The sequence below is a fragment of the Arthrobacter sp. NPDC080086 genome, from assembly GCF_040702285.1.
The window spans coordinates 137,067-159,648 of record NZ_JBFBKP010000001.1 but is presented as its reverse complement, the minus strand read 5'-3'; the positions used below and the strand labels follow the sequence as shown (position 1 = coordinate 159,648).

16 protein-coding genes, 1 pseudogene and 1 other annotated feature are annotated in these 22,582 nt (G+C 63.1%); of the genes and pseudogenes, 15 read left to right on the top strand and 2 right to left on the bottom strand.

Translation table 11 applies throughout. The features are described 5' to 3' along the window. Positions 1-27: 27 nt before the first annotated feature. A complete protein-coding gene (locus AB0305_RS00800; RefSeq protein WP_366170521.1) occupies positions 28-732 on the bottom strand; it encodes a TetR/AcrR family transcriptional regulator in 705 nt (234 codons plus the stop codon). A 374-nt stretch (positions 733-1,106) separates the two neighbouring features. On the opposite strand from AB0305_RS00800, the gene AB0305_RS00795 reads away from it, so the two are divergent. From AB0305_RS00795 to AB0305_RS00770, 6 genes are all read left to right on the top strand, one after another. Further along, a complete protein-coding gene (locus AB0305_RS00795; RefSeq protein WP_366170519.1) occupies positions 1,107-2,273 on the top strand; it encodes an efflux RND transporter periplasmic adaptor subunit in 1,167 nt (388 codons plus the stop codon). Next, entirely contained in the window at positions 2,270-5,437 is a 3,168-nt protein-coding gene (locus AB0305_RS00790) for an efflux RND transporter permease subunit (RefSeq protein ID WP_366170517.1), read from the top strand. Before AB0305_RS00795 ends, AB0305_RS00790 begins: the two co-directional genes overlap by 4 nt. Positions 5,438-5,439: 2 nt before the next feature. Beyond that, positions 5,440-6,903 (top strand): efflux transporter outer membrane subunit, encoded by a 1,464-nt coding sequence (locus AB0305_RS00785; RefSeq protein WP_366170515.1) that lies wholly within the window; start codon positions 5,440-5,442, stop codon positions 6,901-6,903. Between the two features lie 87 nt (positions 6,904-6,990). Beyond that, positions 6,991-8,319, top strand: a complete 1,329-nt coding sequence (locus AB0305_RS00780; protein WP_366170513.1) for a PqiA/YebS family transporter subunit — start codon at positions 6,991-6,993, stop codon at positions 8,317-8,319. 107 nt (positions 8,320-8,426) lie between these two features. After that, a complete protein-coding gene (locus AB0305_RS00775) occupies positions 8,427-9,962 on the top strand; it encodes an MlaD family protein (protein WP_366170511.1) in 1,536 nt (511 codons plus the stop codon). Further along, a complete protein-coding gene (locus tag AB0305_RS00770) occupies positions 9,959-10,615 on the top strand; it encodes a PqiC family protein (RefSeq protein WP_366170509.1) in 657 nt (218 codons plus the stop codon). The genes AB0305_RS00775 and AB0305_RS00770 overlap by 4 nt, the downstream gene beginning before the upstream one ends. A 55-nt stretch (positions 10,616-10,670) precedes the next feature. Here AB0305_RS00770 and AB0305_RS00765 read toward each other — a convergent pair whose 3' ends face one another. Next, positions 10,671-11,426 carry a TetR/AcrR family transcriptional regulator gene (locus AB0305_RS00765; protein ID WP_366170507.1) on the bottom strand — a complete coding sequence of 252 codons (756 nt, stop codon included), beginning with the start codon at positions 11,424-11,426 and terminating at the stop codon, positions 10,671-10,673. A 135-nt stretch (positions 11,427-11,561) separates the two neighbouring features. Here AB0305_RS00765 and AB0305_RS00760 point away from each other — a divergent pair, with 135 nt between their 5' ends. The 9 genes and pseudogenes from AB0305_RS00760 (at position 11,562) to AB0305_RS00720 (ending at position 22,550) form a co-directional block, all read left to right on the top strand. Then, positions 11,562-13,250, top strand: coding sequence for a bifunctional 3-(3-hydroxy-phenyl)propionate/3-hydroxycinnamic acid hydroxylase (locus AB0305_RS00760; protein WP_366170505.1), 1,689 nt, complete (start codon positions 11,562-11,564; stop codon positions 13,248-13,250). A 10-nt stretch (positions 13,251-13,260) separates the two neighbouring features. Next, complete coding sequence (locus AB0305_RS00755) at positions 13,261-14,331, top strand: VOC family protein (protein WP_366170503.1); 1,071 nt, start codon at positions 13,261-13,263, stop codon at positions 14,329-14,331. A gap of 48 nt (positions 14,332-14,379) precedes the next feature. Then, positions 14,380-15,333, top strand: a complete 954-nt coding sequence (locus AB0305_RS00750; protein ID WP_366170501.1) for a fumarylacetoacetate hydrolase family protein — start codon at positions 14,380-14,382, stop codon at positions 15,331-15,333. A gap of 5 nt (positions 15,334-15,338) precedes the next feature. Further along, positions 15,339-17,279, top strand: a complete 1,941-nt coding sequence (locus tag AB0305_RS00745) for an acyl-CoA synthetase (RefSeq protein WP_366170499.1) — start codon at positions 15,339-15,341, stop codon at positions 17,277-17,279. A gap of 149 nt (positions 17,280-17,428) precedes the next feature. Further along, positions 17,429-18,154: an OmpW family outer membrane protein gene (locus tag AB0305_RS00740; RefSeq protein WP_366170497.1), complete on the top strand. Its 726-nt coding sequence runs from the start codon at positions 17,429-17,431 to the stop codon at positions 18,152-18,154. 127 nt (positions 18,155-18,281) lie between these two features. Further along, positions 18,282-18,402, top strand: a sequence feature (AL1L pseudoknot). Continuing rightward, positions 18,301-18,450, top strand: a pseudogene (locus AB0305_RS00735) (IS3 family transposase); the annotation flags it as partial. It overlaps the preceding feature by 102 nt. Positions 18,451-18,571: 121 nt before the next feature. After that, on the top strand, positions 18,572-19,591 hold the full coding sequence (locus tag AB0305_RS00730) for a LacI family DNA-binding transcriptional regulator (RefSeq protein WP_366170495.1): 1,020 nt from the start codon (positions 18,572-18,574) through the stop codon (positions 19,589-19,591). 129 nt (positions 19,592-19,720) lie between these two features. Further along, complete coding sequence (locus tag AB0305_RS00725) at positions 19,721-21,118, top strand: sucrose-specific PTS transporter subunit IIBC (RefSeq protein ID WP_366170493.1); 1,398 nt, start codon at positions 19,721-19,723, stop codon at positions 21,116-21,118. After that, positions 21,111-22,550: a glycoside hydrolase family 32 protein gene (locus tag AB0305_RS00720; protein ID WP_366170491.1), complete on the top strand. Its 1,440-nt coding sequence runs from the start codon at positions 21,111-21,113 to the stop codon at positions 22,548-22,550. Before AB0305_RS00725 ends, AB0305_RS00720 begins: the two co-directional genes overlap by 8 nt. Positions 22,551-22,582 lie beyond the last annotated feature (32 nt).

The window sequence follows — 22,582 nt, the reverse complement described above, 5'->3', positions numbered from 1 at the left end:
CGCACCCTCGCTGGGTGCTGCGAGGGCTTAGGCTGGAGTTGGGGTGCTGACGTCGGTGACCGTTGGCAGCGGCAGTTGTGCGATGCGTTCCGCTTCCGCACGCTTGACTCCCAGCGCCTGGAGTACGAAGACGGCCGCACGCTCCGCCAGACGCTCCACCCGAACGGCCGCCGCTGGGTGGCCGCGCCCCGGAGTGGCCGCGCCTGTGGAAAAGTGCAACTCCGCCGCAACGCCGGCAAGCACGGTCCCAATCACGGAAAGCACGCTTGTCAGTGGATCCGCCACCACAAAACGCCTGGTGGCAAGCCCGCGCTTGCTGTCGCGTAGCAGGCGCAAGCCAAGGCCGCGCGTCAGGGCGCGTGTAGAGATGCCCTCCCGCATGAGCAACCGGCCCCAAACCGGTTCACGCTGCGCCCGCAGCAAGGTGTGACGGACCGAGATGGCGATGACCTCGGCCGGATCACTCAAGCCATGCGCAACCCCATCCAGCCTGTCAGCGAAGTCTTCAAACGCCCAGTCGATGAGGGCGGCGAAGAGCCCTTCCTTCGATTCGAAGTGGTTGTAGAACGAGCCGAAGCCCACATCGGCGGCTTCGGTGATCTCGCTGATCGCGACGCACTCGATGCTTTTTTCAGACAGCAGCGCCAACGCCGCGTGAAGCAGGCGCGTCCGTGTTTCTTGCTTGCGCCGCGTGCCGCGCCGCTGGCGGCGGCCTTCGGTCACGCGATTCATGAGGTTCCGCATAGGGATCTGAAGATGGTGTTCACATGCGGATGATAGTGTTTTGCGTCATAGTTGACAATATTATCAGTTATGAGTTTAATGTCGTCCGTAGGGTCGAAGAGGGTGAATTGCCCTGAGTTAGGACGCGGAGATGGGGCAAGCACCCGGCGACAAAGGCCAGAGAGCCGTACGCCATGGCGTGCCAGCTGAATGCAGCCCATTTGCCGAGAAGTGGTTCCTGAACGCCGTGGAGACAGGCGACTCGCGTACCCGACATCCGAGTTCCGTTACGCGTTACCTGAGGGCTGATTGCGCAGAAAAGGCGCGGCTCCGGAGTGCGCGTGACCCATTGTTCGTTAGGCCATCACTTGCTTGGAAACATCGTGAAACATCCCGGTCGTCAAGCGCGAACGACAGCGCGCCCCAACCTGTCCGTCGTCGGGCGTTCCAAACGCGCGCCTGTTGTCATTGCCGCCTGCTGCGCTGTGTTGCTGGCGGGCTGCCACCACAGTGAAACGCTGGTCAGTGCGCCCAAGCCGGTCGTAGCGCTCACGCTGCATCCGGACGGCAACGCCGTGGCGAACACATTGCCCGGGCTGGTGCAGGCGCGGTATTCCACGCCGCTGTCGTTCCGTGTTGGCGGTAAGGTGGTTGAGCGCCGCGTGCGGCTGGGCGATACCGTCAAAGAAGGGCAGGTGCTGGCGATGCTCGATCAGGCGGATCTGCGCAACGATCTGGCCAATGCCCGCGCGCAACTGGAAGCTGCAGAACATCGGTTGGTCTACGCCAAGCAACAGCTGGACCGTGACCGTGCGCAGTCGCAGGCGAACTTGATTGCGCCGGCACAGATGGAGCAGACGCAAGATGCCTACGCATCCGCGCTCGCGCAACGCGATTCCGCACGGGCACAAGCCACACTCGTCGGCGATCGCCTGCGCTACGCCACGCTGGTGGCGGACCACGATGGCGTCATCACATCCGAGGATGCCGACACCGGTCAGAACGTCCAGGCAGGCCAATCGATCTATCACCTCGATTGGGCGGGCGACGTCGACATCGTTTGCGATGCACCGGAGCGCACGCTGTCCTCTCTGACTGTCGGAAGCACGGCGCGGGTGAGCCTGCCGGCTGTGCCCTCGCAAACCTTTGAAGCACGCGTGCGCGAGGTGTCGCCCGTGGCCGATCCGCAAAGCCGTACGTGGCGCGTCAAGCTGTCGCTTGTGGCGCCAAACGCGGCGGTGCGCATGGGCATGACCGCCAATATCGCCTTCGATGCCAAGGGCGAGGCAGTGGCTGCGCGTCCGTTCAAGCTGCCGGTGACCGCATTGTTCCACCGCGGCGAAGAGCCCGCAGTCTGGGTGGTGCGCGCGAACACGGATACGTTGGAGCTGCGCCCGGTCACCATCGCGCGTTACGACGAACGCAGCGTGTTGGTCGCTTCCGGGTTGCGCGATGGAGACCGCGTGGTGATGCAGGGCGTGCATGCCGTCAATGCCGGGCAACACGTGCAAGTGGTCGCGCCGTTGCACCCGGAGGACTTTTCATCATGAGTGCAGGTGATCGCGAAATCGTGCAAGGCACCGAGCAGGTCGCGACGCCCGCATCTCCAGCGGACGAAGGCGGCTTCAACCTGTCGGCATGGGCCCTGCGCCACCAGCAGTTGGTGATCTTCCTGATCGGGCTGGCAACGCTTTTTGGCGTCATTGGCTACACGCATCTTGCGCAGTCAGAAGATCCGCCGTTCACGTTCCGGACGATGGTGATCCAGACGTACTGGCCGGGTGCCACCGCGCGCGAAGTCCAGGAGCAGATCACCGACCGCATCGGGCGCCAGCTTCAGGCTGCGCCGTATGTCGACAACATCAAGAGCTATTCACGCCCTGGCGAGTCGATGATCTTCTTCGCCATGAAGGACTCCGCCCCAGTCAAGGACGTGCCGGAGACCTGGTATCAGGTGCGAAAGAAAGTGGGCGACATCCGCGCGACGCTGCCCAAGGGCACGGTCGGGCCGTTCTTCAATGACGAGTTCGGTGATGTCTACACGAATATCTACGCCCTGGAAGGCGACGGCTTCTCGCCCGCGCAGCTGCACGACTATGCGGACAAGCTGCGTACCGTTCTGCTGCGTGTGCCTGGCGTCGCCAAGGTGGACTACGTTGGCGATCCGGCTGAACACGTCTTCATCGAGATCTCGAACGCGCAGTTGACACGACTCGCCATCACACCGCAACAGATCGCGCAAGCCATCGACGCGCAGAACACCGTGGCGCCAGTCGGCACGATTACCACTGCCGATGACCGCGTATTCGTGCGACCCACCGGCGCCTTCAAGGATGTGCAGGCGCTGGCTGACACGTTGATCACCGTGAACAAGCGCACGTTCCGGCTGGGGGACATCGCCAAGATCACGCGTGGCTATGACGACCCGCCCGTGACGCAGATGCGCGCCAACGGCCATGCCGTGCTGGGCATCGGCGTCACGATGCAGAAGGGCGGCGACGTGATCGACCTCGGCAAGGCGCTCGATTCCACGGCGGGCGAACTTCAGGCGACGCTGCCGGCAGGGCTGAAGCTGTCGCCGATTTCGAGCATGCCGCATGCCGTCAAGCACTCTGTGGACGAATTCGTGCGGTCGGTCGGTGAAGCCGTGGCGATTGTTCTGGTGGTGAGCCTCGTATCGCTGGGCTTGCGCACGGGCATGGTTGTGGTGATCTCCATCCCGATCGTGCTGGCGGTGACAGCACTGTGCATGCATATGTTCGGCATCGGGCTCGACAAGGTTTCACTGGGCACGCTCGTGCTTGCGCTCGGGCTGCTGGTGGACGACGCCATCATTGCCGTGGAGATGATGGCCGTGAAGCTGGAGCAGGGATGGAGCCGCATGCGCGCCGCCGCTTTCGCGTATTCCAGCACGGCATTCCCGATGCTGACCGGCACGCTGGTGACGGTGTCCGGCTTCCTGCCCATCGCGCTGGCCAAGTCGAGCACGGGCGAGTACACGCGCTCGATCTTCGAGGTGTCCGCCATCTCGCTGATCGTGTCGTGGTTTGCCGCCGTGGTCCTGGTGCCGCTGCTGGGCTATCACATGCTGCCCGAGCACAAGAACGGCGCCTCGGAACATGGCCATGAGCACGATATCTACAACACCGGTTTCTATCAGCGTCTGTCGGGCTGGATCTCGTTCTGCATCGAGCGCCGCTGGGTGATTCTGGGTGTGACGGCCGTGCTGTTTGCACTGGGCATGGCAGCGTTCACCCGGGTGCCGCAGCAGTTCTTCCCGAATTCCGAGCGCCCTGAGTTGCTGGTGGATCTGCGCTTGCCCGAAGGGGCTTCGTTTGATGCCACGTTGCGCGAGGCAAAGCGTCTGGAGAAAGCGCTGGATGGTCGAAAAGAGATCGAGCACTTCGTCGATTACGTCGGCACCGGTGCCCCGCGCTTCTATCTGCCGCTGGATCAGCAGCTTCAACAGCCGAACTTCGCACAGTTCGTCATCACCGCGAAGAACGTGGAAGAACGCGATGCGCTCTCGCATTGGCTCAACGCCACGTTGGAGAGGGACTTCTCCGGTGTCCGCACCCGTGTCGCCCAGCTTGAGAACGGCCCTCCCGTGGGCTTCCCGATCAAGTTCCGCGTGAGCGGCGACGACATCGCCACCGTGCGCAACATCGCCGACAAGGTGGCCGAGAAGGTGCGTGCCGATGCCCGCACGCAGAACGTGCAGTTCGACTGGGATGAGCCGGCAGAACGTTCGATGTCGTTTGAGATCGACCAGATCAAGGCGCGCCAGCTTGGGGTGACGTCGGAAGAGGTCTCCAACTTCCTCGCCATGACGCTATCTGGCTACACGGTGACGCAGTATCGCGAGCGCGACAAGCTGATCAACGTCGATCTGCGTGCACCGAAAACGGAGCGTATCGACCCCGCCAAGCTCGCTGGCCTGGCGATGCCCACGCCCAACGGCCCGGTTCCGCTCGGCGCGCTTGGGCACGTGGAAAACAAGCTCGAGTACGGCGTGATCTGGGAACGCGATCGCCAGCCGACCATCACGGTGCAGGCCGACGTGCGCGGCAACGCGCAAGGTATTGGTGTGACGCGTGACATTGATCAGGCGCTGGCCGGTGAACGCGCCAAGCTGCCTGTGGGCTATCGCATCCAGATTGGCGGCGCAGTGGAAGAGAGCGTGAAGGGCCAGACGTCGATCAACGCCGAGATGCCGCTGATGATCATTGCCGTGCTGACGCTGCTGATGATCCAGCTCAAGAGCTTCTCGCGCACCTTCATCGTCGTGTTGACGGCGCCGCTGGGGCTGATTGGTGTGGTGGCTGCGCTGCTGCTGTTCGGCAAGCCGTTCGGGTTCGTGGCGCTGCTCGGGGTGATTGCCATGTTCGGGATCATCATGCGCAACTCCGTGATTCTGGTAGACCAGATCGACCAGGATATTGCGGCGGGCCAGAAACGCTTCGACGCCATCATCGGCGCGACGGTGCGACGCTTCCGGCCCATCATGCTCACGGCGGCTGCCGCTGTGCTGGCGCTGATTCCGCTGCTGCGCTCGGGCTTCTTCGGGCCGATGGCCACCGCGCTGATGGGCGGTATCACCATCGCCACGGTACTGACCATCTTCTTCCTGCCGGCGCTGTATGCCGCGTGCTTCAAGGTCCGCCCCGACGAACGGGAGCTGCCTGCGGCCCACACCGCAGCCCTGGAGAATTGATCATGAAACTCTCTCGTATGACGTGCGCGCTTGCCGCAACGTCGGTACTCGCCCTGACGGCATGCTCCTTGCCACCGACCAACACGCCGCCTGCCATGCCCTCGCCGGTGCACTATGGCGTGACCACGCCGCCTGAGAAGACGGTAGAAGCCGCTGGCGTGGCCCAGCAGTTTGATGTGGGTGCCGCGCTCGTGCCGCAATGGTGGAAGCTCTATCGATCCGATGCCCTGAACGCGTTGGTGGAAGAGGGGTTGCGCAACAACCCCACGCTGGCCGCAACGCAGAAGACCTTGTCCGCCGCGCAGGAGGAACTGCGTGCACAGGTGGGCGCATCCACATTGCCGTCCCTCGACGCCGGGGCGCAGGTCGCGCGCCAACGCACGCCAAACCTCACAGGCGTGGGGCCCGATGCGCTGCGCTACAACGTGTTCGTTGGACAGTTGCAAGCGCATTACACGTTTGATCTGTTTGGCGCGACGCGCTATGCCAATGCCGCGAGTGCCGCGCGGGTGGACGTGCGCGGCTGCGAACTGGAGGCGGCACGGCGTGCGCTCGCCGCGAATATTGTCGGCACGGTGATCAACGCGGCAGCGCTGGATCAGCAGATCGCATTGACGGAACGCCTTGTTGTGGTGGCAGACGCCACGGCGCGCGACAGCCAGCGGCGGTATGAGCTGGGCGCGTTGTCCCATGCGCAGGCGCTGGCTTCGACGCAAAGCGCCGCGTCGCTGGCGGCGACGTTGCCGCAGTTGCGTCAACAGCGCGCGGTTTCCATTCATGCACTGGCCGTGTTGCTGGGCCGCACCCCGGATGCAGCGCCTGCGGTTCCGGAGTTCAGCAGCCTTTCGCTGCCGAACCAGGTGCCTGTGGCCGTGCCGTCGGATCTGCTGCGAGCCCGCCCGGATATCCGCGCCGCTGCCGCCGCGGTCAAGGCAGCGTCCGCAGACGCGGGCGAGGCCACTGCGCAGCTCTTCCCCAGCCTGTCGCTCACCGCCTCGCTCGGTCGCGGCGGGTTGAGCTGGCCGGCGTTGCTCTCAGGTGCGGGCGGCTTGTGGGCCGTTGGCGCCGGGCTGTCTCAGCCGATCTTCCACGGCGGCGCATTGATGGCGCATCGCCGGGCCACGCTGGAGCTGTATGACGCGACGGTCCTGCAATACAAGTCGGCCGTCTTGTCGGCATTTGAAAACGTTGCCGATACGCTCGCCGCACTGGAGAACGATGCGCAGACGCTCGCTTCAGCCGAAGTGGCATCGACAGCAGCGCGTACTGCGTTCAACGAGACCGCATCGCGCCGCCGCTTGGGAGCCTTGCCCGCATCCGCAGAGCAGTCCAGCGAGCAGCAGTACCTGAACGCGCAGCTCGATACCGTGCGCGCGACCAGCCGGCGCATGAGCGATACGGCAGCGTTGCTGCAGGCCATGGGTGAATTGCCCGCCAACACCGTTCAGACAATCGCCAAAGACTGACATTGCCTCTGGATGGGCTCGACCCCCACGCCGCAAGCGTGGGGCGCCGTGCTTCGCCTGCAGTGCCGATTGGCTTAGTCCACGCCCATGGAATCCGCCCCCCTGATTGCCTGTCATGAGTGCGACCGCGTGTTTCGGCGGCCGCCACTGTTGGACGGCTTGCACGTTCGATGCTCGCGTTGTGCGAACGACCTGAGTGGTGCCCATCACGCCCGCCCGACACTCGACTTCATCTGCGCCATGGCGGTTGCGGCGGTCGTTACGTTGGTGATCGCGCAATGCTTCCCGATCATTGCGCTCAAGGCGCAGGGGATGGCGTCGCAGGCCACGTTGCTTGACGCGGTGTCTTCCCTATGGGCCGGGCAGATGCATATCGTGGCTGCGGTCGTGTTCTTTACGACCACGCTTTTTCCATCAATGGAATTGCTCGCGTTGCTTTACGTGTTGCTTCCCTTGCGTGCGGGCCGTGTGCCTCCAGGGTTTCGTCATGTCATCCGGTTCCTTCAATGGCTTCGGCCTTGGGGAATGATCGAAGTCTTCATGCTTGGTGTGCTGGTTACGACAGTGAAAATGGTCAGCCTCGCGCGCGTGATTCCTGGCGCTGGCCTGTTTGCATTCGGCGCGTTGACGGTGCTGCTTGCGCTGGTTTCGCGGTTCGATCCGCGCAGGCTCTGGCACGCCTGCGACGAGATCGAAGCACAGGACGGAGCAACGCCGGCTGCCGAACTGCAGGCTGACTTGCCGCGCAAAGAATCGGTCGTGGCTGACGCAGTAAAGGCTGTCTCCGCAAAGCAGGCCGGGCTGGTTGTCTGCCACACATGCGGCAGCGTGCAGCAGCTTCATGACGGCGAAGCACACCAGCGGTGCAGCCTTTGCTATACGCCTTTGCACGAACGCCGTCCGGCCAGCGTTTCGCGGACAGCCGCATTGCTTCTTGCCGCCGCGCTGCTTTACATCCCGGCCAATCTGTTGCCGGTGATGCACAGCACCTCACTCGGTCGTTCAGAAGACGACACCATCCTGAGCGGGGTGGCGTACTTCTGGACCTCCGGCGATTGGGGTCTCGCTGCGGTCGTCTTTGTTGCCAGCGTGGTGGTGCCGATGCTCAAGCTCGCCGTTCTGGCGCTGCTGGTGTTCGCCGCGCATCGGCGCTCCACCTGGCGCCCGCACGAAAGGACGCGGCTCTATCGCCTAGTCGAGCGCATCGGCCGGTGGTCGATGCTGGATGTGTTCGTGGTGGCGCTCACCGTTGCCCTGGTGCATTTCGGCTCCTTTGCCGTCATCACCGCAGGCCCGGGTGCACTGGCCTTTGGCGCTGTGGTGATCCTCACCATGATCGCCTCCATGCAGTTCGACCCCCGGCTTATCTGGGACCCCGTTCCCGACGACGCCGAATCCGCGCGAAACGATTCCTGACCGGATACCGCGCACCACATTCGTCCGCCTTCTTTTCTTTGCAAGCAATGCGTCCTATCGATCTACCTCTTCCCGAGATCACGCCGCGGCGGCGTTGGCTTCCCTCAATGGTCTGGCTTGTGCCGCTGATTGCGGCCTTGATCGGGCTTGCGCTGGTCGCCAAGACCATCGCCGAGAAAGGTCCTGTCGTGACCGTCACTTTTGCCAATGCCGAAGGCCTTGAGGCAGGCAAGACGAAGGTGAAGTACAAGGACGTCGAGATCGGCGCGATTCAAGCCATCTCGCTCACCCCGGATCTCAAGCGCGTGACGGTGAAGATCCAACTGGCGCGCGAAGCCGAACGCTTTGCAACCAAGGACACGCGGTTCTGGGTGGTCCGACCGCGTGTGGGCGCGAGCGGCATTTCCGGGCTCGGTACATTGCTTTCCGGTGCGTATATCGGCGTGGACATCGGTCGTTCCAAGGACAGCCAGACCCAATTCGTGGGGCTGGAGAGCCCGCCTTCAGTCACCACCGATCAGCAAGGGCGCCAGTTCTCGCTACACGGCGATTCGCTCGGGTCCGTCGATATTGGCGCGCCGGTTTTCTATCGCCATCTGCAAGTGGGGCAGGTGGTGGGCTTTGCGTTGGACAAGCAAGGTGGGGGCGTGCAAGTGAACGTGTTCGTGAACGCGCCCTACGACAAGTACGTCGGTACCAACACGCGCTGGTGGCACGCCAGCGGGGTGGACCTGCGGCTCGATTCCAGCGGGTTGAAGCTGAATACGCAGTCGCTTGCCACCGTCATCGTCGGCGGCTTGGCGTTTCAGTCGCCGCAGGGCCAGGCTGATGGGCCGCCGCCGCCGGATAACACCGTGTTCCAGCTGGCATCCGATGAAGCAGACGCAATGCGCGAGCCCGACGGTGCACCACTGACTGTGGTGATGCGATTCAACCAGTCGCTGCGCGGCCTGTCTGTCGGCGCACCTGTGGATTTGCGCGGCATTGCGCTGGGCAACGTTACCGACATCGGCATCGAATACGACGAGGCGGGCAAAACATTCAGCATGCGGGTCATGATGGCGCTGTATCCGTCGCGGCTCAGCCGGCGCAGCAACACGTCGCTTCCTGCGCCCGACACACCGGGCGGCCATGAATTGCTACAGCACTTGGTCATGCAAGGGCTGCGTGGGCAGCTTCGCATGGGCAATCTGCTGACGGGGCAACTGTACGTCGCGCTTGATATGTTCCCCAAGGCGCCGCGCGCGACGGTCGATGTCCATCGCTCGCCGGTGGAGTTGCCGACCGTTCCGAATTCGCTCGACGAGTTGCAAGTGCAGCTTGCCGACATCGCGAAGAAGCTCAACCAGGTGCCCTTCGACAAGATCGGCAGCAACCTGAATGTCGCGCTCGACAGTGCAAACCGTCTGTTCGGTCATCTGGATACCGAAGTGGTGCCGCAGGCGCGGGACACGCTGGCTTCCGCGCAGCAGACCTTCAATGCGGCGCAGGCAACCTTGCGGCAGGACTCGCCGCTTCAGTCGGATGTTCACGAGGCGATGCAGGAGCTGACGCGCACGCTTCAATCGCTCAATGCGCTGACGGACTATCTGGAGCGCCATCCGGAATCGTTGCTGTTCGGCAAGAAAGGAGATGCGCGGTGAGTTTGTTCTGCCTCCCGATGTGCCGCGTGTTGACCGGTGTGGTTGCTTGTGTCGCCCTGGTGGCATGTAGCTCGCCGCAAGCACACTTCCATCGCTTGGTTGCTGCCGATGAGGTTGCGGTAGCGGTACCTCCATCGGCGTTGCTTGTTGATGTGCTGCCCGTTCGTGTTCCGCCGTCGGTGGCGGGCAGGCGGCTGGTGGTGCAGCGCAGCTCAGGCCAGGTCGACGTGCTGGAGATGGACCGATGGGCGTCGCCCTTGGCCGATGAGATTCGTGCGGCGCTGTCGTCGGGGCTGGCGTTGCGGACCAGCGCGATGGACCGACACGGCCTTCCCTACGATGGCAAACGCCCGGCTTACCGGGTGGCGGTGGATATACAGCGGTTTGATGCGTGGCGCGGCTCGCATGTCCTGATCGACGCCGTCTGGACGCTTCGCACGGCAGACGATCGCCCAATGCTGACTTGCCGAAGTGTCGTCAACGAAGACGTGTCCGCAGGCATTGACGGTGTGGTGCAGGGCCAGCGGCGTGCCTTGAACGTGCTGGCTTCGCAGATAGCGGAGCCTCTACTGGCTTACGCCGCCGCACCATCAGAGCCAGTGCGGCCGATGCCTGGTTGCGTGGATTCGTCGGCGAGGATGTTGGCGAACTGAGGCGGGTCGATCAGCTGGCGCCATAGACGCCCGCGCCTCAACGCGGGTGATTAGATCAGCTGGCGCCGTCTGCAATCTCCACGAGGGGTAGCGGCCGGGCGGCCACTTTTTCGGCTTCAGCGCGTTTGAGCCCCAGCGTTTGGAGCAGCACCGCTGCCGTGCGTTCGGGGAAATGCTCCCCCGAGAAGCCTAGCTTTTTCACGATGTCGGCAGCCGGCGCGTCGGGCGCCAGGAAGTTGAGCTCGGCAGAGATGGCCGTGAGCACTGTGCCACCGACGGACAAGAACCCGATGAATGGGTCGGCAAGCGTAAACCGCTTTGCGGTGACGCCGCGCTCGATATCGCGCAGTAAGCGCTGGCCGAGGCCGTGTGTGAGAACACGCGCCGAGAAACCCTCTCGAATGAGAAAGCGCCCCCACACCGGCTCGCGCCGCGCACGGATCAGCGTATGCCGTACCGACACGGCAATGATTTCCGCCGGATCGGATAGCCCTTCCGTCTGCCTATCCAGGGAGTCGGCGAATTCGTCGAACACCGAACTCACCAGCGCCGCATAGATGGCTTCCTTCGATTCGAAGTGGTTGTAGAACGACCCGAAACCGACGTCGGCTGCCTCGGTAATTTCGTTGATGGCAACACCTTCCATGCCGCGATCGGCCATGAGCCGGAGTGCGGCATCCAGCAGCCGTGCGCGTGTTTCCCGCTTGCGCCGTGCGCCACGAGGTTCGCGTTCCTCAACGGTAGGCGCGGGAGGGGCAGGCGTCTTTGCGGTGGCGCGCTTCGGTGTTCGGCGAGTCTCGGTGGTGGCCATGGTGGTGTGCGGTCCTTGTTGTGGCTGGAATTATAGATTCGAATGTCGATATTGACAAAATTATCAGCAATGATTTTAATGTCAAAAAAGGCGAGCAAAGCCTGGTAAAGACGTAGACAAAGAAACGGAGTAGCGGTGGAGACAAATGCACATGCGCGTGCCGGTTCACGCATCGGGGATGGCGCACGCCCCTACGGGACAGGTGACCTGCCATCTCAAGTAGACATCCTTGTCGTGGGGCTTGGCCCCGTTGGTGCCATGGTGGCCAATCTGCTGGCGCGTCATGACGTGAGCGTGATGGCCGTCGACAAATCGCCCGACATCTATATGGCCCCGCGCGCCATTGCGCTGGACAACGAAGCCTTGCGCATCCTGCAACAGGCCGGCATTGGCGAGGGCGATTTCGAAACGGTGGCCATCCCGCATGTCCGCATGCATTCGCCCTGGCTCGGCGAGTTCGGCCGGGTCAACACACTGGGCAGCCTGGATGGCCATCCGAAGCTCGTCACGTTCTATCAGCCCGATCTGGAGCGCTGCCTGCGCGCACGCTTGGCGGCACACGATGGCGTACACCTCGCGTTGGGCACCACGCTGCTCAGCATCACGAATCAGCGCGATTGCGTGTTGGCTTCGCTCGATGTCGGGCACGGTCAGGTACACCGGGTCCGCGCTCGCTACGTAGTGGGGGCTGACGGCGCGAGCTCGCTGGTGCGCCACCTGATCGGCCAGGAATTCCGGGGCACGACGTATGCGGAGGACTGGCTCATCGTCGACGCGCGTCATGTCCCCAAGCCGATCGACCACGTCGAGTTTCTCTGCGACCACCGTCGCCCTACGCCGCACATGGTTGCGCCAGGTGCGCGCGAGCGTTGGGAGTTCATGCTCCAGCCAGGCGAGCGCCGCGAAGATATGGAGTCGGACAGCCGTATCCGCGCATTGCTGGCACCGTGGACGGACGTTGACAGCATCACGATCGAGCGCAAGGCGGTCTATCGCTTTCATGCCAGAACCGTCGACCGATTCAGCGTGGGCCGGGTGTTTCTTGTCGGTGACGCCGCGCACATCACGCCGCCGTTCGTCGGCCAAGGGCTGGTCGCCGGACTGCGAGACGCCGCCAACTTGAGCTGGAAGCTGGCCTGGGTGCTGCAAGGTCGGGCGGATGCACGGATTCTCGACAGCTACGACGAGGAGCGCCGCCCGCATGCGAAAGCCATGATCAACCTCGCGCGGTTCATGGGCAAGCTGGTGATGCCGCGCAGTGCCCCGATCGCGCTGTTGACGCACGGCTTGATGCGCTTGACCCGGCTCGTGCCCGGCTTGCGTTCCCAGTTTGAAGAGCTGCGCATCAAGCCGAAGAACGCGTTCAAGACGGGGCTCTTTGTCAGAGGCTGCTCGTCGACCAAGCTGACGCGCGGCGGGGTGATCCCGCAGGGCTGGGTCAGGGATGCAGAAGGGCACACCTGCCTGAGCGACGACGTGCTCGGCGAGGGATACACGCTCGTCAGTTTCGGCTGCGATGCCCACACGGCGCTGAAGCCCGCAACGGCAGCCGCATTCGCGCGCCAGGGTGGTGTGTTCGTTCGGATCGCTCACCGCGGGCAGCCTCTGCATCGTGACACGTCGAGCGTTTGGGAAGACATCAACGGCACGTTTCTTCCCGACGCAGTACCCGTTGGCTGGGCGGCCGTCTTGCGCCCAGACCGCACGGTGGTACACGACGGGCCCGCTGCAGACGCTGACCGCCTTGTTCGCGAAAGCCTGGCGCTGCTTGGCGGCCATGCGGAGCCTATGCCAGCCACTGCCGCAACTGTTCAATCCGCTTGAGTGTCCTGCCATGAAACTCGCCACAGCACAGCCCGCATGCCATCCGCAACCGACGACGAAGGCGTTGGCGCTTGCCTACCTGATGTTCGATCGGCCCGATCTTGAACAGGCCGAGCGGTTCCTCAATGACTTTGGTCTCGTGACGGTTCAGCGCGATGAGGCGACATTGCTCTTGCGCGGAACGGGCGCGGCGCCGTTCTGCTATCTCGTGCGCAAGGCGCCAAAGGCGGCGTTTGCCGGCTTTGGGTTGCAGGTCGCCGGACGCGCAGCCTTAGATACCCTGGCAAAACTGCCTGGGGCATCGGCCGTGGAGCCGTCGGATTGGCCGGGCGGTGGCTATCGCGTGCGTCTCGTCGATCCGTCGGGGTTCCGCGTGGATGCCATTGCTTGCCAAGCACCGACCGCCGAATTGCCGCACCGCGCGCCGTTGCCACTCAACTCAGTGGACGCCCCATTGCGCATCAACGAAACCCAACGGCCGCCGGTTGCTGCACCAGAGGTGATTCGCCTCGGGCATGTCGTTCTGGAGCTTGCCGACTTTCAGACCACCTGCGCCTGGTACACGCAGCATTTCGGCTTCATTCCAAGCGACGTTCAGGTGCTGCCGGATGGCTCGCCTGCGGTTGCATTCTTGCGACTGGATCTGGGCGACACGCCAGCCGATCACCACACGCTCGCGCTTGCTCAGGGGTTTGTTTCGAAGTACAGCCACAGCGCTTTCGAGCTGATCGATGCAGATGCTGTTGGCATGGGGCATCGCATGCTGCGTCAGCAGGGGTGGAAGCACGCCTGGGGGCTGGGCCGGCACATCCTCGGCAGCCAGATTTTCGACTACTGGCAAGACCCGTGGGGCGACAAGCACGAGCACTACTGCGACGGTGACCTGTTCACCGCGGAGCAACCGACCGGCGTCCACCCCGTCAGCCGTGAGGCCATGTCGCAGTGGGGCCAATCGATGCCCGCCACGTTCACCAAGCCGAAGCTGACACCGTCCGCCATTGCGGCGCTCATCCGCAACCTGCGCCGCAGCCCCGACCTGACGTTCCGCAAGCTGGTAACGCTCGCCCGGATCTTTGCCTGAGGCACCGCAAGCGCTATCTGCCGTCATTCATCCAACGCATCTTTTGCCATGTCGATCAATATCGTTCGCTTTGAATACCAAGGTCAGCTCCAGTGGGGCGTGATTCGGGATACACGCATCACGCCGGTACCAGGCGCCTATGCCACGACAGGGGACTTCGTCCGCAATACGACGCTAGCCGAGCTTGCCGCGCTGAATGGTGAAACGCTCGCGGTGTCCGCCGTGAAGCTGCTGTCTCCGGTCACGCGCAACCAGCAGTTCATCTGCCAGGGCGCCAACTACCGCCAGCACATGATCGAGTCCGGCATGGACCCCGACGTGAAGACGTACAACATGATCTTCACCAAGGCATCGAGCTGCATCGTCCCGGCGGACAGCGACGTGATCAAGCCGAAGCGCGTGCAGTTTCTCGATTACGAGATCGAGCTTGGGCTGGTGATGCGCAAGGCCATGCATGGTGCGGTTGATGTGACCGACCACAACCTGCACGAGTACGTGGCCGGCGCCGTGATCGTGAACGACTATTCCGCGCGCGACGTCCAGATCCCGCAGATGCAGTTCTACAAGGGCAAGTCGTTTCGTACGTTCGGTCCGGTGGGCCCGTGGCTGACGCTGTTGGAGCCCCGCGATTTTGCGGCGCTCAGAGACCTGCAGCTCAAGCTAACTGTCAATGACAAGCTCCGGCAGGACGACACGACGGCCAACCTCGTCTACGGCCCGGCCGAGACGCTGACCGAGCTGTCCCGCGTGCACGACCTGGAGCCTGGCGACTTATTGGCCACGGGCACGCCCGCGGGTTGCGCGTTGTCCGTGCCGTCGCCGACCAAGCAGAAGATGGCCGCGATGTTGCCCGAGAAGGCTAAGTGGGAGATGTTCCTGAAAGTGCAGGCTGCGCGCCCTCAATATCTGAAACCAGGCGACGTGGTCGAAGCACGGATCCATTCGTCCGACGGACGGATCGATCTGGGCGCGCAGCGCAATCGCATCGTTGCCGAGGAGTAAACGTCATGTCCGGGTTTTCCAGTCTGCAGGACGTGGAAGCCGCAGAGGCGCACGGTCTTCCGCCCGATCTTCCGCAGAGCACGTACGAGATGATCCGCCGTGGTGCCAGCCTGAATCCCGAGGCGCCAGCATTGAGCTTCTTTTTGAGCGTCAATGACCACCGCACCCCGCAGACGTGGCGCTACGCGGAGCTTCTTGCACGCATCACGCAGACGGCAAATTTCTTCGAAAGCATCGGCGTCAAGACAGACAGCGTGATCGCATTTGTGCTGCCTAACCTCCCGGAAACGCATTTCGTGATCTGGGGCGGGCAGGCAGCTGGCATCGTCGCCGCGTTCAATCCGCTGCTGGAGGGCCCCGCGCTGGCCGAACTGCTCAATGCTGCGGGGGCATCGGTGCTGGTCACACTGGCACCGTTTCCGGGCACCGATACCTGGGCCAAGCTGCAGCCGCATTTGCCCGCCATCAAGAGCCTGCGGCACTTGGTGCTGGTGAACCTGGCCGACCGCGTGCATGGCGCGGTGCAATGCGCGGCGCACGTGCAAAAGAACGAAGTGCTGCGATTGCTGGGTCCGCAGGGCGTGCATGGCGCTGTTCCGATGTCGGTGCGCATCCACGATTTCAACAGCGCGGTGCAGGTGCAACGTGCGGACGGCTTGAACAGTCGGCGGCGCATTGCCGCGCAGGATGCGTCTTCGTACTTCTGTACGGGCGGCACCACTGGCTTGCCGAAGATCGCGATGCGCACCCACGGGAATGAAGTGGTCAACGCGTGGAGCACCGCGCAGGTGCTGGGCGATGGGATCGGCCCCGGCAAGGTCGTGTTTTGCGGCTTGCCGCTGTTCCACGTCAATGGCGTTCTGGTGACGGGGCTGCTGCCGTTTTCCAAGGGCGCGCACGTCGTACTTGGCACGCCGCAAGGCTATCGCGGCGAGGGCGTGATCCAGCGCTTCTGGGAAATCGTCGAGCACCATCGCGTGAACTTCTTCAGCGGCGTGCCGACGCTCTACGCCTCGCTGCTCCAGGTGCCTGTTGATGGGCGAGATGTGCGATCGCTCGAATACGGCCTATGCGGCGCCGCGCCAATGCCCATCGAGGTGTTCCGCCGCTTTCAGGAGCAGACGGGTATCAAGATTCTCGAGGGCTATGGGCTCACCGAAGCGACGTGTGTGAGCAGCGTCAACCCGCCGCTGGGCGAGCGCCGTCTTGGCTCCATCGGTTTGCGCGTACCCACGCAGCAGATGAAGGCCGTTGTGTTGGGCGAGGGCGGCGAGTACCTGCGGGATTGCGTTGCAGATGAAGTCGGCGTGCTCTTGGTGTCAGGGCCGAATGTCTTTGCGGGCTACCGCCAGGCAAGGCAGAACGAAGGGCTCTGGGTCGACACGGGGGACGGCCAGCGCTGGCTCAACACCGGTGATCTGGCTCGGCAGGACGAACAAGGCTACTTCTGGCTCACAGGCCGCAAGAAGGAGCTGATCATCCGGGGCGGCCACAACATCGATCCGCTGACCATCGAAGCGCCGCTGCATCGTCACCCTGCGGTGCAGATTGCCGCCGCCGTCGGGCGTCCGGATGGTCATGCAGGCGAGCTGCCGGTTGCGTACGTGCAGTTGCGTGCCGGTGCCTCTGTCACCGAAACCGATTTGCTGGCTTTCCTGAAGGTCGAGATTGCCGAACGTGCAGCGCTACCCCGGCAGGTCAACATCATTGAAACGATGCCCCTGACTGCGGTGGGCAAGATCTTCAAGCCCGCACTGAAGCACCGTGAAACGCGTGAAGCCCTGTCTGCGGCACTCAGCGATGCGGGCATCGCGTTTGACGCTCTGGATGTTACCGAGGACAAATCGAGGGGCCTCGTTGCGTCGGTCAAGCTTGACGCATCGGCATCGATTGCCGCCGCGCGTGAAGTGCTTGGCCGTTTCCCATTTCCCTTTTCCGTCAATTGAAGTGCGGGTGAGCCGAGCGTTTTGACGCACCCGATCGAAGGAGGAATCCCTCGCTTGCTCACCACCGTGTGAGCGGGCGAAGTGCCCCGCGCCGCATGGCGGCGCATTCCTGCAGTTGCAGTTCTTACATTAGAAAAATCGGAGACAACATGAAGACCACACGCGCGGCAATGCTCTTGTCGGTCGCGGCGACCTCGCTCGCCCATGCGCAGTCAGCTGGGCAGTGGGTGGTCAACGCGGGCTGGGTGCATCTCGCCCCTCAAGATTCCAGCCAACCGCTGACGGTGAACGCACTTGGGCAATCCACCGTGGTGCCCGGCAGCGGGTCGACGCTGGCCAACGCCAATACCTTTGCGCTCACCACGCGGTATTTCGTCACTGACCATGTGGCGCTCGAAACCGTGCTCGGCATTCCCCCCAAGCTGCATCTGAACGGGACCGGTACGCTGGCCTCCGTCGGCGAGATGGGCACAGCGCGGGCATGGAGTCCCGCTGCGCAAGTGCAGTACCACTTTGGCGAGCCGACCGCGCGTGTCAGGCCGTATCTCGGCGCCGGGCTTGCCTATGTCTGGTATCGCGATATTGAGTTGAGCCGACCGTTGGCAACCGGGCAGATTCTCGCCTCGCCAACGACGGGCTCCATGTTGGTCGGTCCGACGACGGCATCGCTGAGCAAGTCATTGGCGCCGATCGTCAATGCTGGCCTGACATACAACATCGACGCGCATTGGTCGATTGGCGCGTCGGTGTCGTATATGTGGCTGTCCACCACGGCGACGCTGACGACGCAGGCGCCGGTTGGCACGGTGACAACGACATCGAAGGTGCGGATCAACCCGTTGGCGAGCTTTTTGTCCGTGGGCTATCAGTTTTAGCGCCGCTAACAAAACTGTCTTGGCCAAGCGTGCCGACGCAGACCGTACTGGAGTACCGAATGTTCGTCACTGCGGGAGGTGCAACGACGCCAGGGCGGTCTTGTTAGCGGCTCTCCATTCCAGATCGAGCTTTGGCCTAGTGTGAAGCTCGGCCGCCGACTCAAGTCGTGAAGGCATACATCGACCGCTATCGCGATGCGTACGGGGTCGAGCCCATGTGATCTGCAAGGTTTTCGCAGATTGCCCCGTCTTGCTATCGGCGCCATGCTGCGCGGTTTTGTAACCCGGCGCTGCGCCGCAGCGTGCGCAGGTAATGTGACCCAAAAGCCATATTTCCGGGCTAATTAAGTCTGATGCGGCATTTCTCCGTGTTTCCCCTTGTTTACAGGGGGGCTTAAGGTGCTTATTGTTCCGGACATGGTATCGATTCCACAAAAACGCATAACGATTCGGGACATTGCCGCCTTGGCGGGGGTGTCAACATCGACTGTGTCGCGCGTGCTCAACAACTCCGGCTATGTGAAGGTCGAGGTGCGGGAGCGAATCGAAGCGGTCATTTCGGAAACCCATTACACGCCGTCCGAATTGGCAAAGCAGTTGAAGTCGCATCGGTCGGGGCTTATCGGGGTCATCATCCCGAAGATCAACTCCTATACGACAAGCGAGATCGTGGCGGGCATTTCATCGACGCTGGAGCCGCTGGGTTACCAGATGCTGCTGGCGAACACCGCGAATTCGGTTGACGAAGAGGAGGCCGCCTACGATTTGTTTCGCAGGCAGCGGGTCGCGGGCGTGTTGCACTCGGCAACGACCGTGAACGACAACCTCATTCGTGCGATCCGGGAGGCGGGTCTACCGGTGGTCATGATCGGTCAGGATGCCAGCCATCTGGGTGTGACGAGCGTGATCCAGAACGAGCGCGCCGCAGCGCGCCAATTGACCGAGCATCTGCTCAGCCGCGGACACTCACGGATCGGCTTGGTGACGGTCAGCGAAGAGGATATCCAGGTCGGCGGAGAAAGAACGGCTGGCTACGTTGAAGCGTTGCAGGCACGTGGTTTGGCGGTCGATCCGGAGCTGATGGTGCGCGCGAGTTTCCGGACTGGCGCGGGCGAGGAGGCCGCCGAACGGCTGCTAAGGGCCAAGGGCAGCGCACGGTGTACGGCGATCCTGGCGGTGACCGATCGCTTGGCGGTTGGCGTGATGGCGTGCCTGCATGACCACGGCATTCGCGTGCCCGACGAAATGGCGGTGGCCGGCATGGGAGACAGCGACATGGCCTGGATGGTGCGGCCGGCATTGTCGACCGTGCACTATGACTACGCCGGGACAGGAGCGGAGGCCGCTCGCCTGATGTTGGGCATTCGGGAGTCTAAGGATGGCGCCACCTCGCGCACAGTGATGCCCTATCGGCTGGCGCTGCGTCGCAGTACATGACACTTAGTACGGACATGGGCGTCGCATCGGATTGATGTAGCAAGTGAAGCATAGGCAATCGCAATAGATTGCAATGTGGTATCGATACCATGTGGCATCGATACCACCCCCAAAAGGACAGAGGAGAACATGACGGAAAGTGACACCGCACAAGCGCTGCTGCCCCTCGTTGGCGGCCCTAAAAACATCGCTCGGCTGGCGCATTGCGCGACCCGCCTGCGGCTTGTCGTACACGACGAGTCGAAGGTCGATCATGCTGCGATTGGCGCGCTCGATCTCGTCAAGGGGTCGTTCAGTGGCGCGGGGCAGGTGCAGATCATCATCGGCCCCGGGATCGTCAACCACGTCCATGACGCGATGCAGGCGCAGCTCGGCGATTCGGCCACCGGCTCGCTGGACGAAGTGAAGGAAGAAGCGGTCTCGCGGCAGAACGCGGCACAGAGGCTGGCGCGCACGCTGTCGAACATCTTCGTGCCGATCATTCCCGTGATCGTGGCATCCGGCCTGCTGATGGGGCTACTGGGCATGCTCAAGAGCCTGGGCTGGACGAGCGGCAATAGCGCCGTGTTCCAGATCCTGGATGTGTTCTCCAGCACCGCGTTCGTGTTTCTGCCGATCCTGATTGCGTTTTCGGCGGCCCGCGACTTCAAGGTCTCGCCATTTCTGGCAGCAGCGCTGGCCGGAATCATGATCCACCCTGCGTTGCAAAACGCATGGACGCTCGGCGGCGGCGTCCACGAATACTGGAACCTGTTCGGCCTGCAGGTCGCGAAGGTCGGTTATCAGGGCACCGTGTTGCCGATTCTGCTCGCCGTTTGGATGTTGTCTTGGATCGAGCGCGGCGTGAAGCGCTTCATGCCGAATGCGATCGATCTGATCTTCACCCCGTTCTTGACGCTGCTGATCTCGGGCACGATCGCGCTGACCGTGGTGGGCCCCATCGGGCGCGCGCTCGGCGATGGGTTGTCGTTCGGCCTGCAAGCGATTTACCACACGGGTGGCGCGCTGGCCGGCATGGTGTTCGGCGGCCTCTATTCGTTGATCGTCGTCACGGGCATCCATCACAGCTTCCACGCCATTGAAGCGGGGCTGCTCGCCAATCCCGCTATCGGCGTCAATTTTCTGCTGCCGATCTGGTCGATGGCCAACATTGCGCAGGGCGGCTCGGCGCTGGCCGTGTTCTTCATATCCCGTGACGAGAAGACCCGGCAGATTGCGCTGCCGGCGGCATTGTCCTGCCTGATGGGCATTACCGAAGCGGCGTTGTTCGGTGTGAACCTGCGGTTCTTCTGGCCGTTCGTATCTGCGGCGGTCGGCGGTGCCGTGGCGGGCGGCTGGGTGGTGGCCACGCATGTCGGCATGACGGGCATCGGCCTGACAGGTTTGCCGGGGCTGGCCATCGTGCGGCCTGACAGCCTGCTCAACTATCTGATTGGCGGTGTGATTGCGTTCTCGGTCGCGTTTGCCGGCACCTGGTTGCGCTATCTGAAGGTCAAGACGCCGTATGGGGAGGCCGCGGGTGCCTGACCTGAGCGCGCTGGACGTGATTGTCGATTCGTGGCGGCAGACGTTTCATCTGTGCCCCCCACATGGCCTGATCAACGACCCCAATGGGTTGATCTTCTGGCAGGGGGCCTACCACGTCTTCTACCAGTGGAACCCGAGCGGTTGCGATCACCAGAACAAGCATTGGGCGCATGTGCGCAGCACGGACCTGCTGCACTGGGAGTGGCTTCCCTTCGCCCTGGCGCCCGATCGGCCCTACGACGCGCAGGGCTGCTATTCGGGCTGTGCGATGGACGTCGATGGCCAACTGTTTCTGATGTACACGGGCAACGTGCGTGATGCGGTGGGTGGCCGTTCGAGTTACCAGTGCCTTGCACGTTCGCGCGATGGTGTGCGTTTCGAGAAGCTTGGCCCGGTCATTGATGGCGCGCCTGAGGGCTACACCGGTCATTTCCGTGATCCGAAGGTCTGGCGGGAAGGCCAAGCGTGGTACGCCGTCATTGGGGCGCAGCGCGACGATCTGGCTGGAACGGTGGTGCTTGCGAAAAGCGCGGACCTGGTTGCGTGGCAACTGATTGGCGAGTTGATCGAGCCGGCACCGTTTTCCTACATGGTCGAATGTCCCGACCTGTTCAGGCTGGATGAGCGCGCGGTGCTGATCTGCTGCCAGCAAACGGCGGAGGTCTGTGCCGATGGCATCCGCCGCGCAGACACCGCCGGCTATCTGGTGGGCGAGGTTGACTTGGCTGCCGCTCGCCTCGCGCATACGGGCTTCCGTCCGCTCGACCGTGGCTTCGACTTCTACGCGCCACAGACGCTGCTCGACGCTAGCGGCCGCCGGCTGCTGATTGGTTGGATGGGACTACCGACGCAGCCCGAGACCCCCACCGTTGCATCCGGCTGGACGCATTGTTTGACGATGCCGCGCGAGTTGACCCTGAAAGACGGACGTCTGCTGCAACGGCCATTGCGCGAACTCGCGCGCTTGCGCGGCGAGGTGATCCGGATGCCCGATACCGCGCTGCAAGCGGGGGCAACCGTTTCATTGCCGCAGGTGCCCGGCGGGGTGTGGGAGCTGGACGTCTTGATCGATGCGCCCGCTGGTGCCGATTGCGCCGATTGCGCCGATTGGGTGCTGCACCTGTTCGACAGTAGCGAGCAGTCGCTGCGCCTGGTCTGTGAAGGCAGCCACGGCCGGCTTGCGCTGATCCGCAACTGTCCGGCAGCCGGGCAGTTCGATGAGCGCAAGGATTGCGAAATCGACACCGCCGTCACGCGCGTGCAGGTGTTCGTCGACCGCAGCTCGGTCGAGATTTTTGTCAATGACGGCGCCGAGGTCTTCACCACCCGCTGCTACCCCGCATCCGAGCCAATGCCGCCGCGCTGGGTCACCACGCACCCGCTGAGGCTCCGCGATCTCTGTCTATGGCCATTACAACCGCAGCCCAGGTAGCTGCGGCATTTCCCAACAACTCGAGAACTTCG